At 67.4% G+C, this 13,410-nt stretch carries 10 protein-coding genes and 1 CRISPR repeat array; of the genes, 8 read left to right on the top strand and 2 right to left on the bottom strand.

The window, feature by feature from the left end:
* The first annotated feature begins 112 nt into the window (after positions 1–112).
* From ACOGI4_RS10765 to mltG, 8 genes are all read left to right on the top strand, one after another.
* A complete protein-coding gene (locus ACOGI4_RS10765) occupies positions 113–2,350 on the top strand; it encodes a RelA/SpoT family protein (protein WP_419841669.1) in 2,238 nt (745 codons plus the stop codon).
* Positions 2,351–2,421: 71 nt separating this feature from the next.
* Positions 2,422–3,798: a histidine--tRNA ligase gene (gene hisS / locus ACOGI4_RS10760; RefSeq protein ID WP_419841668.1), complete on the top strand. Its 1,377-nt coding sequence runs from the start codon at positions 2,422–2,424 to the stop codon at positions 3,796–3,798.
* A gap of 114 nt (positions 3,799–3,912) precedes the next feature.
* Entirely contained in the window at positions 3,913–5,784 is a 1,872-nt protein-coding gene (aspS, locus tag ACOGI4_RS10755; protein ID WP_419841667.1) for an aspartate--tRNA ligase, read from the top strand.
* Positions 5,781–6,218, top strand: coding sequence for a hypothetical protein (locus tag ACOGI4_RS10750; RefSeq protein ID WP_419841666.1), 438 nt, complete (start codon positions 5,781–5,783; stop codon positions 6,216–6,218). The genes aspS and ACOGI4_RS10750 overlap by 4 nt, the downstream gene beginning before the upstream one ends.
* Before the next feature lies 1 nt (position 6,219).
* A complete protein-coding gene (locus tag ACOGI4_RS10745) occupies positions 6,220–6,504 on the top strand; it encodes a hypothetical protein (RefSeq protein ID WP_419841665.1) in 285 nt (94 codons plus the stop codon).
* 46 nt (positions 6,505–6,550) lie between these two features.
* Positions 6,551–9,229 carry an alanine--tRNA ligase gene (gene alaS, locus ACOGI4_RS10740; RefSeq protein ID WP_419841664.1) on the top strand — a complete coding sequence of 893 codons (2,679 nt, stop codon included), beginning with the start codon at positions 6,551–6,553 and terminating at the stop codon, positions 9,227–9,229.
* 16 nt (positions 9,230–9,245) lie between these two features.
* Positions 9,246–9,659, top strand: a complete 414-nt coding sequence (gene ruvX, locus ACOGI4_RS10735; protein ID WP_419841663.1) for a Holliday junction resolvase RuvX — start codon at positions 9,246–9,248, stop codon at positions 9,657–9,659.
* The gene (gene mltG, locus ACOGI4_RS10730; protein WP_419841662.1) at positions 9,652–11,136 is read left to right on the top strand and encodes an endolytic transglycosylase MltG; all 1,485 of its coding nucleotides are present in this window, start codon (positions 9,652–9,654) and stop codon (positions 11,134–11,136) included. The genes ruvX and mltG overlap by 8 nt, the downstream gene beginning before the upstream one ends.
* 134 nt (positions 11,137–11,270) lie before the next feature.
* A CRISPR array of direct repeats spans positions 11,271–12,096; the repeat unit is 36 nt; unit sequence GTTTTGGCAGCCGACCATTCCCTGACCTGCTAAAGT.
* A gap of 73 nt (positions 12,097–12,169) precedes the next feature.
* On the opposite strand, the gene cas2 is transcribed toward mltG, so the two are convergent.
* Together cas2 and cas1 are read right to left on the bottom strand one after the other, a co-directional pair.
* Positions 12,170–12,466 carry a CRISPR-associated endonuclease Cas2 gene (cas2, locus tag ACOGI4_RS10725; RefSeq protein WP_419841661.1) on the bottom strand — a complete coding sequence of 99 codons (297 nt, stop codon included), beginning with the start codon at positions 12,464–12,466 and terminating at the stop codon, positions 12,170–12,172.
* A 32-nt stretch (positions 12,467–12,498) separates the two neighbouring features.
* Positions 12,499–13,407, bottom strand: a complete 909-nt coding sequence (gene cas1 / locus ACOGI4_RS10720) for a type II CRISPR-associated endonuclease Cas1 (protein WP_419841660.1) — start codon at positions 13,405–13,407, stop codon at positions 12,499–12,501.
* Positions 13,408–13,410: the final 3 nt, after the last annotated feature.

Raw genomic sequence — 13,410 nt, 5'->3', positions numbered from 1 at the left:
AACTCCGGACGCGCGAATCTTGGCTTGGATCGAGGGCAGAATGAGCCCATGAGCTTGCGCCGTCTCGGGCCGACCAGCGTCGCGCGCCTGCACGAGCAGCAGGCCTAGGGCAATGTCCGCGGTGTCGCGCGTCCTGCCGTGGCGGCGCTCCGCCAGCACGATCGCCGCCGACATCTCGCCGGTGGTGGAGCGCTACCGGCAGCGCTGGCCGAAGCAGTCGCCGGAGCTGGTGATCCGGGCCTACGAAGCGGCGGCACAAGCGCACGAGGGCCAGCGACGCCGCACCGGCGAGGCCTACATCACCCATCCGGTGGCGGTGGCCCGGGTGGTCGCCGACCTCGGCCTCGACGACACCTCGATTGCCGCCGCGCTGCTGCATGACGCCGTGGAGGACACCAGTGTGGAGCTGGTCGGGCTGGCCGACGAGTTCGGCCCCGAGGTAGCTGCGCTCGTGGACGGGGTCACCAAGCTCGACAAGGTGCGCTTCGCGTCCAAGCAGGCACGCCAGGCCGCCACCTTGCGCAAGATGCTGGTGGCGATCGCCAACGACCCTCGTGTGTTGATGATCAAGCTGTCGGACCGGCTGCACAACATGCGCACGATCGGGGCGCTCGGCGCTGCCAAGCAGGCCGACGTGGCCCGTGAGACGCTCGACATCTACGCTCCGCTCGCTGACCGGCTGGGCGTGGCGCAGGTGCGCGACGAACTCGAGGACCTCGCGTTCGCTGCGCTCTACCCGAAGCGCTACGCCGAGATCGACCGCATGCTCGCTGAGCGCGCGCCCACCCATGAGCGCTACGTGGACCAAGTGCTGGACGAGGTCCGCCGGCAGCTGTCCCGCATGCGCATCGACGCCGCCGTCACGGGTCGCAAGAAGCACCACTGGAGCGTCTATGAGAAGATGGTCATCAAGAATCGCTCATTCGACGAGATCTTCGACCTCGTCGGCATACGGGTAGTGGTGCCGACCATCCGCGACGCCTACGCAGCGCTGGGCTCCATTCATGCGACCTGGAAGCCGGTGACCGGCCGGTTCAAGGACTACATCGCCATGCCCAAGTTCAACCTCTACCAGTCGCTGCACACCACCGTGGTGGGTCCCTCGGGCACCGCAGTGGAGGTGCAGATCCGCACCCATGAGATGCACCAGCGTGCCGAGTTCGGCGTGGCAGCTCACTGGCGCTACAAGGCGGATCGCAACGGCAGCCCCGCCGCCGAGGCCGACATGCCTTGGCTGAGCCGGCTGGTCGAGTGGCAGGCCGAGTCCGACAACCCGGCCGAGTTCATGCGCACTATCGCCAGCGACCTCGGCCACGGCGAGGTGTACGTGTTCACGCCCAAGGGCGACGTGATCACGCTTCCGGCCGATGCCACTCCCATCGACTTCGCGTACAGCATCCACACCGACATTGGCGATTCGCTCATCGGCGCCAAGATCGACGGCCGGCTGGTGCCGCTGGATCGGCGCCTGCGCTCGGGCGACACGGTCGAGGCGTTCACCTCCGACGATGCCGGCACGCGGCCGTCTCGGGACTGGCTGGACGTCGCGGTCACGCCGCGTGCCCGCAACAGCATCCGACGCTGGTTCGCTCGCACCGAGCGGTCGGAGTGGGAGGCTGCCGGCCGGGAGGCCGTCACCGACGAGCTGCGCTCCGAAGGGCTCATTGCGCCGCTGCTCATCGACGGCGACGAGATGCGGGCCGTGGCACAGCAGTTCAGCCGGGCCGACCCGGATCAGCTCTTCGAAGCGGTCGGCAAGGGCGATGTGCGCCCGCACTCCGTGGCGAAGCGGCTCATCAGCAACCTGCGAGGCGAAGGCGACGGGGCGCAGCTGCCGGCGCGTCCTGCACGCCAGCGGGGCTCGCGGCGCCGCCGCTCCGCCGGCGTACACGTCGAGGGTCACGACGACGCACTGGTACGGCTGGCCCGCTGCTGCAGCCCCGTGCGCGGCGACGAGACGCTGGGCTTCGCGACGAGCGGGCGCGGCATCTCGGTGCATCGTGCCGACTGCGCCAATGCGGCCGAGCTGGCCACGGCATCGGGCGCCCGTCAAGTCGAGGTGGAATGGGACGAGACGTGGGCGGGCGAGTTCGTCGCAGCGCTGGAAGTCCGCGGCTTGGACCGCAACCGGCTGCTGCTCGACGTGGTGCAGGTGGTCTCGGGCCGCCATGACCTGTCGGTGGCCAGCTGCGAGACGTTCGTCGGCGACGACCAAGTGGCCGTGATGCAGTTCGAGGTCGAAGTCGGCGACCCGATCCTGCTCGACCAGCTGCTCGCGGCACTGCGAGACGTGCCCGGCGTGTTCGACGCGTACCGCACCATCGAAGGCCTCGCCCGCACCGAGTACTGAACGACGCGCGCAACCGCCCGACCGGGGCGCCGGCGGAGCAGGTCACCGCAGGGCCGTAGCCTGCGCGGGTCATGTCCGGCCCGCAGCCCACTTCTCTAGGCGCGCTCGGCGTCGCAGACGCGGCGGCGCCGAGGTCGTTCCGGACGCCCATCGGTACGCACGACCTCATGCCGCCCGAGTCGGGCCGCTGGGTGGCGCTGATGGGGGCGTTCGTCGCTGCGGCCGAGCGGGCCGGCTTCGACTACGTGGCGACGCCGATTTTCGAGGATGTCGGCGTGTTCGCTCGCATCGGCGAAGGCACCGACGTGGTGGGCAAGGAGATGTACGAGTTCTTCGACCGCAGCGACCGCCACCTGGCGCTGCGCCCCGAATGCACTGCGTCGGTGTGCCGCGCGTTCGCACAGCACCGCCCGACCACGCCGTGGAAGGTGTGGTACCAAGGACCGTTCTTCCGCTACGAGGCGCCCCAGGCCGGCCGCTTCCGGCAGTTCCACCAAATCGGCGCCGAGACGCTCGGCACCGACGACCCTGACGCGGACGTCGAGATCATCGCGCTCGCGGCGACGTTCTTCGACGCGGTCGGGCTGCAGCGAGCGCCGCTGGCGGTGAACTCGATGGGCGACGCCGACACCCGCGCCGCGTACGGCGATGCGCTCACTGCCTACCTGCACCGGCGCAGAGCAGACCTGGATCCGCAAGACCGAGACAAGATCGAGCGTCACCCGCTGCGCATCTTGGACTCCAAGCGGACCGCGACCGCTGCCGTGGCGGACGAGGCCCCACGGATCGCCGACTACCTGACCACCGAGACCGCGTCCCACTTCGAGCGGGTGCGCAGCGGCCTCGACGCACTCGGCATCGAACACCACCTCGAGCACCGACTGGTGCGGGGTCTGGACTACTACACCCGCACCACGTTCGAGTTCCGTGCAACCGGCCTCGACGCCGCGCAGAACGCGATCTGCGGCGGCGGGCGCTACAACGGCCTGGTGGAGGCGCTCGGCGGCCCGCCGACGCCGGGCATCGGCTTCGCGCTGGGCATCGAGCGTCTGTTGCTGGCCTGCGACGCCGAAGGCGTCTTCGAGGTGCCACACCGTCGAGCGGAGGTGTGGGTGATCGACACGACGGGGGGAGCGGCCGCTCGCGACCTCAGCCACTACCTGCGAGGCTTGGGCATCCGAGCCGACCGCTGCTTCGACGACCGGTCGATGCGTGCGCAGATGCGCGCCGCGGACCGTTCCGGTGCAGAGATCGCGCTGATCGTGGGGGCCGACGAAGCTGCCGCAGGCACCGTCACAGTCCGCCCGCTGCGATGTCCCGACGGTACGGGCACCCAGATGGCGCAGCAGACCGTGCAGCGGAGCAGCTTGGCGAGCACGCTGAGGGACGTCTTCGATGCGCTGAATTCGCCGGCGCCCGCTGTCGTCGGCGAATCGAACGGCGCCTGATCACCACGAACCCGACAACGACGCATCCACAACGACCCGGCCACCCGAGAGACTCGCCCGCAAAGACCAGCCCGCAAAGACCAGCCCGGAAAGACCAGCCCAGTGGACACTCCCATGCGAACCGACTACTGCGGACGGCTCGGCCGCGCCGACATCGGCCGGGAGGTCACGGTGTGCGGCTGGGTCTCGCGTCGCCGCGAGCACGGCGAGCACCTGGCCTTCGTGGACGTGCGCGACCGCACCGGCATCGTGCAGTGCGTGGTGGACCACGCTCACGACCTGCGCCCGGAGTACGTGCTGGCGGTGACGGGCACCGTGCGTGAGCGGCCTGCCGACACCGCCAATCCGGAGTTGGCCACCGGCGAGGTGGAGATCGGCAACGCCACCGTGGACGTGCTGTCGCGTTCGGCGCCGCCGCCGTTCCGGATCGACGGTCGCACCGAAGTGGACGAGACGCTGCGCATCCGCCACCGCTACCTGGATCTGCGCAACCCGCGCATGCACGCCAACCTCGTGAAGCGGGCGCGGGTGAACTCGGCCATCCGCCGCTCGGTGGAAGCAGCGGAGTTCATCGAAGTGGAGACGCCCACGCTGGTGGCCTCCACGCCCGAAGGCGCCCGCGACTTCGTGGTGCCCAGCCGGCTGCACCGCGGCCGCTTCTACGCCCTGCCGCAGAGTCCGCAGCTGTTCAAGCAGCTGTGCATGGTGGGCGGCATCGACCGCTACTACCAGATCGCCCGCTGCCTGCGAGACGAGGACTTGCGGGCCGACCGCCAGTTCGAGTTCACCCAGCTCGACCTGGAGATGAGCTTCGCCGACGGTCCGCAGGTGCGGGCCGTGATCAGCGAGGCCGTGGCCCAGGCAGTGCAGGAGATCACCGGGGCGCGCCCCGGCGCCATGCCCGAGATCACGTGGCGGGAGGCGATCGACCGCTACGGCACAGACAAGCCGGACTTGCGCTTCGGGCTGGAGATCGTCGAGCTGAGCGATCTGTTCGCCGACACCGGCTTCAACGCCTTCAAGGCGCCTGCGGTGCGCGGCATTCGGGTTCCCGGCGGCGGCGGCATCAGCCGCAACGCAGTGGACGACCTCACCGCTCAGTGCCGACGATGGGGCGCACCGGGACTCGTGTGGATGCGGGTAGGCACCGGTGCGCCGCTGCCCGACGGGGCCCGCAGCGCAGCGGCAGGCAGGCTGGCCGTCACTTCGCCGGTCGCGAAGTTCATGTCCGACGCCGAGGTCAGCGGCGTGCTGGAGCGCCTAGGCGCCGAGCCGGGCGACATGTGCTACTTGGTGGCCGATACCTGGCGCCGGGCGAGCGGCGTGCTCGGACTGCTGCGGTTGGAACTGGGCCGCCCGCCGGTGAACGAAGGCGGCCTGTGCTTCGTGTGGGTGACCGACTTTCCGCTGTTCGAGGACCTGAGCGCCGACGGCGTTCCGATCCCGGCGCACCATCCCTTCACGATGCCTCACCCCGACGACCTCGAGGCTGTTGCAGCAGCAGCACAGCGCATGACACGAGGCGAGGACGTGGATGCTGACGCGCTGCTCAGCGTGCGATCGCAGGCGTACGACTTGGTCCTCAACGGCTGGGAACTGGGTTCGGGCAGCGTCCGGATCCACCGAAGCGACGTGCAGCAGCAGATCTTCGATCTGCTCGGCATCGACCCCGCTGCTGCGCAGGAGCGTTTCGGCTTCCTGCTGGACGCATTCCGATTCGGGGCACCGCCTCATGCCGGCTTCGCCTTCGGCATCGACCGGCTGACGGCGTTGCTGTGCGGCGAGGAGAACATCCGCGAGGTCATCGCCTTCCCCAAGAGTCAGTCCGGCGCGGACCCGCTCACCAACGCCCCGAGCCGTATCTCAGCGGCGCAGCTGGAGGAGCTGGGCCTTGCCGTCGTCGCACCTGACGACGAACAACACCACGAGCACCACGACGCGAGCAGCAGCACAGCGGCCGACACGTCCGGCGAGGAGCGCTCGTGACCGGCGGGGACCTCGCAGCCGTGGTGGTGACCGTGTGCGTGCTGGTCGCCTTGGCCGCGCTCGTCGCGGTGCTGGCTCAAGCGTTCGCGTTGATTCGAGAGTTCCGACGCAAGCTGGAGGACTTCGATGCCCGAGTCGAGCCGGCGTTGCGCCAGCTCGCGGAGACTGCCGAGATGGCCCAAGTCGAGATCGGCCGGCTGCGCGACCTGATGAACCTCGCGCAAAAGGTCGCCGGTCTGGCCGAGTCCGCCGGGGCGGCCACCGCCCGCGTTGCCGCAGCGCCTGTGGACAAGGTCCGTTCGGCGCTGTCCGCGTTGCGTGGATCGCAGTCCGGCGACAACACGAGCGGCGCGGCGAAGCGTGATGCTCCCACTGGCAGGGGGTCCGCGGCCCGCAGCGAGACTTCTGGCGATAGGCGGGAAACGGAGCGTTGAGATGCTGAAACGGCTGCGCTGGATGACCTTGGGCGCAGGACTGGGCGCCGCCGCGTCGTTATGGCTGCAACGGCGGCTTCGCTCGCTCCTGGATCGTTACGCACCAGTGCGAGGGACGGCCAATGTCATGGGCACTGCCCGTCAGATGCGCCGCGACTTGCGAGCGGCTTGGCGGGACGGCAAGCGCCAGATGGCCATTGCCGAGCAGCGCTTGCGCGACGAGCGAGATCGTCGCTGGGCTCAACGTCGCCAGCGCCGAGACGCAGCCCGAGACGAGGCAGCCTGAGACGAGGCAGCCTGAGACAGCGCCGAGGCGTCAGTATCCTTGCGCGGTGCTCGCCGGCGAACTGCGTGAGGCATTCCGCTCCTTCTGGGCGGAACGAGGCCACGAAGTTCGCGACTCTGCGAGCCTGATTCCGCACGAGCCTTCACTGCTGTTCACCGTGGCCGGCATGGTGCCGTTCATGCCGTACTTCCTCGGCGAGGAGGTGCCGCCGACGCGCCGCATGGTCACGATTCAAAAGTGTGTCCGGGCGGGTGGCAAGCACAACGACTTGGACGACATCGGCCGCACGAACCGCCATTTCACCTTCTTCGAGATGATGGGCAACTTCAGCTTCGGCGACTACTTCAAGGCCGAAGCGATCCCGTGGGCGTGGGAGTTCGTCACCGAGGTGCTCGGCCTCGAGCGGGACAAGCTGTGGGTGACGGTGCATGTCAGCGATGACGATGCCGCCGAGATTTGGCGCTCGGGCGTCGGCGTCCCGGCCGAGCGCATTCAGCGGCTGGAGGGGGACAACTGGTGGGCTGCGGGCGATGTGGGGCCGTGCGGGCCCTGCAGCGAGATCTTCTACGACCTCGGACCGGAGTTCGGCGACGACGGAGGTCCGGCGCACGGTGGCGAGGACCGCTTCGTCGAGATATGGAATCTGGTGTTCATGCAGTTCGCTGCTGACGGCGCCGGCGAGCTGACGCCGCTGGAGGCGCCTGGGATCGACACCGGTGCGGGGCTGGAGCGCATCCTGGCGGTGCTGCAGGGTGTGCCCTCCGCTTGGGACATCGACCTGTTCGCGCCGCTGCTGGCTGAGGCCGAGCGCATCTGCGGCACCGCCTACGGCGCCGATCCCGAGACGGACGTGTCGATGCGCATCTTCGCCGACCACGCGCGCACGACCGCGATGCTGATCTCCGACGGGGTCTTCCCGTCCAACGAGGACCGTGGCTACGTGCTTCGGCGGATCATCCGCCGTGCTGTGCGCCACGCCTGGGTGCTCGGCGTCACCGAGGTGGTGATGCCGCGGCTGGTGGAGGTGGTGGTGGACGTGATGGGCGACCACTACCTCGACGTGGTCCAGCAACGCCAGTTCATCATCGACGTCGTGACCCGCGAGGAGGAGCGCTTCCGGGCCACGCTCGCTGCGGGACAGCGAATTCTCGACGAGGAGCTCGAGCGCATTGGCGCCGACGCCGGGTCGGGTGCTTCGCAGGCCGACGCCGCTGCGGGCGAGCGCTCGATGATGCTCGCGGGCGACGTGGCGTTCCGCCTCCATGACACGTTCGGATTCCCGGTGGAGGTGACCGAGGAGATTCTGGCCGAACGCGGCGTCAGCCTCGACCGGGACGGATTCGAGGCTGCCATGGAGGGCCAGCGCGAGCGTGCCCGCGCTGGGCGAGCCGGCGGCCCGACCTTCGCCGACGAGCGCTATCGGGAGCTGGTGTCTCAGTTCGGGCCGACCGAGTTCGTTCGGCACGCGTCGACGGTGACCGATGCCCGCGTCTTGGCGGTGTTCGACGCTGCGTCGGGTGGCGGCGGCGACATGAGTGCCGCGCAGCCCGGCGGGGCGGATGAGCGCTTGGTGGAGGTGTTCTTGGACCGCACGCCTTTCTACGCCGAGAGCGGCGGGCAGATCGGTGACATCGGAACCATCGCCGGTCCCGCCGGGGACATCGAGGTGATCGACTGCACCTTCGCGCTGGCCGACTTGCACCGCCATCTCGGCCGGGTCGTGGGCGAGGGCGTGGCGGCCGGATCGCTGGTGCGAGCCGAGATCGACGGCGAGCGGCGGTCCGCCATTCGGCGCAACCACACTGGCACCCACGTCCTGCACTGGGCGCTGCGAGAGGTGCTGGGCGAGCACGTCAAGCAGGCGGGCTCGCTGGTGGCCCCCGATCGCCTGCGTTTCGACTTCAGTCACTACGAAGCCGTCAGCCGAAGTCAGCTGCGCGAGATCGAGCGCGTCGCGAACGCGGAGATCATCGCCAACGGCCGATGCCGCCACTACGAGACCTCGATGAGCCATGCCAAGTCCATCGGCGCCATTGCCTTCTTCGGCGACAAGTACGGCGATGTCGTTCGGGTGCTGGAGGCGGGCGAGCATTCCACGGAGCTGTGCGGCGGCACTCACGTGGACGCCCTGGGCGATATCGGGCATCTGCGCATCGTCTCCGAATCCAGCATCGGTTCGAACATGCGTCGCATCGAGGCGGTCACTGGTCTTGCGACGGTCGATCGGCTTGCCGACGCTGAGGACACGTTGGACTCGCTGGCGCAGTTGCTCAATGCGCCGCCCGACGACCTCGCTGGGGCGTTGCAGCGACGGCTGGACGAGACCCGCGACCTGCGCCGCCAAGTGCGGGACCTGCAGCGTTCCATCGCCTCAGGCCAGGCCGAGGACTTGGCGGCCAACGCCGACGACGGCGTGGTGGTCGCTGATCTCGGCGATCTCGAACGTGACGCGCTGCGAGACCTTGCAGTGTCGGTGCGTGACCGCAACGGCATCCGCGCAGTGGTGCTGGCCTCTGCGCCAGCGGCGGGCGGAGTGGCGTTGGTGGCAGCGGTGGACCCCGACGGCTCGTTGTCTGCGGCCGATCTGCTGCGCGATGCGGCCCGAACGGTCGGCGGCGGCTTCGGCGCCAAGGGCGACCCGCCGCTAGTGGTTGCCGGGGGCCGCAATCCTGACGGCATCGGCAGCGCCTTGGCCCAGGCCCGAGCTGCGGCACTCGGGGCGTGAGCCGCCGCGTCCGCTGATGCGGGCTGCGGGGGTGGACTTGGGTGCGGTGCGCATCGGCGTGGCGTTCGCACCGGCAGACGCTCCGGTTGCGGTGCCCTATGAAGTGCTCGAACGCAGCGGCGGGCGCGCCCGTGACCATCGAGCGCTCGCAGCTATGGTCACTGAGATGGGGGCGGAGGTGGTCGTCATCGGCTTGCCGATCTCGCTCGACGGCAGCGAAGGGCCGGCTGCAGCCGGTGTGCGCGCTGAGGCTGAGGAAATTGCCGCTGCGCTTGAGGTGCCTGTCGTGCTGCACGACGAGCGGTTCACGACCGTGAGCGCTGAACGCATGCTCGCCCAGCAGGGCGTGCGCGGCCCAGCGCGGCGAAGAGTCGTCGACAAGGTGGCGGCCACGGTCATCTTGCAGTCGTGGCTCGACGGGCGTGACTGACGGCGCCGAAGCTGCCGGCGGTGGCAGCTCGGGCAGCTCGGCCAGCGGCGCTGCGGGAGTGAGGGCGTCGCCGCAGTCGGGGACGCGCCGACTGGCGGGGCGGCTGGGTGCTGTCGTCGGGCTGATGCCGCCCGGCGACGGTGCTCGTGAAGCCGAGCCGGGGCTGACACCGAGCGTGCGAGTCCGCGCAAGTCAGCAGGCGCCATCGGTGGCTGCCCGCGGCACCTCACACCCGTCGCCCCAAGCCCGTGCGGCGCCGGTCCGCGCCCGCGGGCGTCCTCCCGCCGGCGTCTTTGCTGGTGCCAGGCGGAAGCGCACGGCGAGCCCGTCGGCCGCCGGTGGTGCCGGAGACGAGTCGGCGCAGGCCGTCCGCGGCCGCCGCGGGGTCGACTACGAGGTGGTCAGCACCCGTCGCGGCCCTGGCACGTGGGGAGCGGTGCTGTTTCTCGTGCTGCTCGCTGTGGTTGCCTGGGTGGCGGGCAGCCGTGCGTATCGCTGGGTGAGCGAGCAGCTCGATCCCCCTGGCGAGCCCGCTGGCGAGATCGTGCTGACTCTGCCGCTCGGGTCGAGCACGGCGAGCATCTCGGACTTGCTCGCCGAGCGTGGCGTAGTGCCGAGTTCGCGGGCCTACGAGTGGTACGTGAGGATCAAGGGCGGACCGGCGTTCCAAGCCGGCGAGTACACCTTCCAAGCCAATTCGTCGGTGTGGGAGACCTTGGCGGTGCTCGAGGCGGGGCCGAGTCGCATTGCGCAAGCCGATCAGCAGTCGCTCACCATTCCCGAGGGCTGGACGGTGGCGCAGATGGCCGACCTGTTCGACCAAGCGCAGGACCTGAGCTTCAGCGGCACGGAGTTCCGCGCGGCGGTGCGGGAGCGTGCTGTGCTCTCGCTGGTGGCGCCTGCGCCGAGCGTGCTGCCCGCTGGGGTCATCGACCCTGCCGAGGGACAGCTCTTCGCCGACACGTATTTTGTGGATTCTCAGACCACCGCGGAGCAGCTGGTGGCGCTGATGACCGACCGGCTGGACGCCGTGCTGACGGAGCTGGGCTATGACGAGGCGCCGCGGCGGGTGGGTCTGACGCCCTATGAGGCGCTGATCGTGGCGAGCATGATCGAGCGGGAGGCTCAGCGGCCTGAGGACCGAGCCAGAGTTTCCAGGGTGATCTACAACCGGCTTTCCCAGGGCTGGTCGCTCGGTCTGGATGCGACCGTCGTCTACGCGGTGGGCACGTCGGAGCTCACTGCGGAACTGCTGGCGGTGGATTCGCCGTACAACACCCGAGTGCTGACGGGGCTGCCGCCGACACCGATCGCGGCGCCTGGCCGCGCGTCGCTCGAAGCGGCGCTGAATCCCGCGGACGGGCCGTGGATGTACTTCGTGCTCACCGACGCGGACGGCACCCTGTCGTTCTCCGAGACCGACGAGCAGTTCCAGCGCGACAAGGCCCTCTGCCAAGCACGAGGCCTCTGCGGCTGAGCCCGCCGAGCGTGCGGAGAACGCCTGCGCAGCCTTCGTTGCGTGCTCCAGTGCCGCCCCTCCCGAGGCACGACACAGCGCTAGCGACGCGGCCATTCAGCACATCGCAGGCCCGGCCAGCCCCGCTGCGGTCGGTTTTGGCAGCCGACCATTCCCTGACCTGCTAAAGTGCAAATGAAACTTGGTACTGTCGAACATAAGTTTTGGCAGCCGACCATTCCCTGACCTGCTAAAGTTCATTGTCAGAGTATCCTTTGGTTTGATTTGTTTTGGCAGCCGACCATTCCCTGACCTGCTAAAGTTGTCAGAATGGCCGGGCATTCGGCATATGAGTTTTGGCAGCCGACCATTCCCTGACCTGCTAAAGTTTTCTGCTGTTCTGCTTGTCTCTCTGATAAGTTTTGGCAGCCGACCATTCCCTGACCTGCTAAAGTATACGTTGCGCGCACAATACCGCCACCGTTGTTTTGGCAGCCGACCATTCCCTGACCTGCTAAAGTCAGCCGAGCATCGAGGCACATCGTCAGCCGTTTTGGCAGCCGACCATTCCCTGACCTGCTAAAGTTCTACCCAGTTTTACGGAAGAATCCTCAGGTTTTGGCAGCCGACCATTCCCTGACCTGCTAAAGTGTGAGCTAGTGAGGTCAGTCCACGTCGCCTGTTTTGGCAGCCGACCATTCCCTGACCTGCTAAAGTCCCTAAGCGCTGTAGGTACTTGCCCCTAGGGTTTTGGCAGCCGACCATTCCCTGACCTGCTAAAGTCGATTACGCTTGAACTCGGTTCTAGTTGCAGTTTTGGCAGCCGACCATTCCCTGACCTGCTAAAGTTCGGCGCAAGCGGTTGTAATGTGCGAGAGTGTTTTGGCAGCCGACCATTCCCTGACCTGCTAAAGTACGCTTGTATTTGCTTGCTTCCACGCGGTAGTTTTGGCAGCCGACCATTCCCTGACCTGCTAAAGTTCCGGCTCTGCCACTACCGACACGTCTGTCGTTTTGGCAGCTGACCATTCTATTCGCTGGTGACTCGGTGCCGTTAGAACAGCAGGAGTTGGCCTCGTGAAGTGTCTCGTTCTTGGCGTGCGCCGCCGTTGAACACTCGCATTTGACCGTATTGCTTATCGGTAAATGACAATATGCTGACGTTGCCTTCTGGCGGTATTCGTGACTGTACCCGATATGCTAGCGCATCGACGGCGGGCCGGCTACCGCTGAACTTCATGTAGACCGAGAATTGCGCCATCTCGAACCCGAGATCAAGCAGGTCGTTCCGAAAGAGCGTAGCGCGTCGGCGTTGAGGCTTCGTGAGCACCGGCAAATCGAACATCACCATCGTCCACATGAATCTGTACCCGCTGAATTCTCTCATCCGCCGATTGCCTCGCCCGACGGCAAGCTGATGTGGGGTACTCTCTCAAGCACGGCTCTCGTCAGCGACTGCGCGGCCCATTCGACGCAGCGGCTGAGCGGTGCGGTGCCACGCTTGGTGTCCACACTGCGAGCCAACGCTGTTGCGAGCACTGGCTTGGTCTCGGCATCAACGGAGCGATGTCCCTCATTCCACAGCGTCACGACGATTCTGTCAACCGCGGGTCGAAAGGGCTCCATCAAGTCATCAGCCAGGCAGAACGCATTGAAACGGTTGTGATGTTGAAGGCCGAGTGAAGGGTGCAGGCCAGAAGCACAGATACTTCGCGCCGCAGTTGCTCGCAATACAGCATAGCCATAGTTCAACAGACCATTCGGAGGTGAACCGTCCTGTCTCCGGCGAAAACTCTCGCCGAAGAGGGCTGTCCAATACTGCCGCGCTCCGTGCGCTTCCAATGCAGTGCAATTGTCCGGCAAGACACGGGCGGCGAAGTCGTAGAGGGCTGTAGGGTCACGCTGCTCGCACTTGAGGACCGTTGCCTGTGCCTCTAGCTTTGTCTGCACCAGCTCTGCCCAGATCGCAGTGCGAATATTGTCGGGCACCGCCGCTTGCGCTGTCATGCGCCTGCTCTGCTCATAGTTGCTCTGTATCGGCCAGAGCCAAGCAGCCGGCATGTGGTGCGTGTCACAGCAGACTAGCGGTATGCCTCGGCGGGCGAGTTCAACGACCAGGCTGTTCGAGTAGGAAGCTTGCGGCGTATGCACGATGATCGACTCGATTTCGTCGAACGGCACGAGCTGCTCCGAATCGTCATCTGAATCAGATCGACTGACTACAACGAGGGAACCCCGCTTCTTCGACAGGTAGCGCCGACCGCTCGCGATGTCGAGGACCCGGCGTTCCATGGA

The sequence above is a fragment of the Candidatus Poriferisodalis sp. genome, from assembly GCF_965205175.1.
GTDB lineage: Bacteria > Actinomycetota > Acidimicrobiia > Acidimicrobiales > Poriferisodalaceae > Poriferisodalis.
This window is presented reverse-complemented; position numbering and strand designations above follow the sequence as displayed.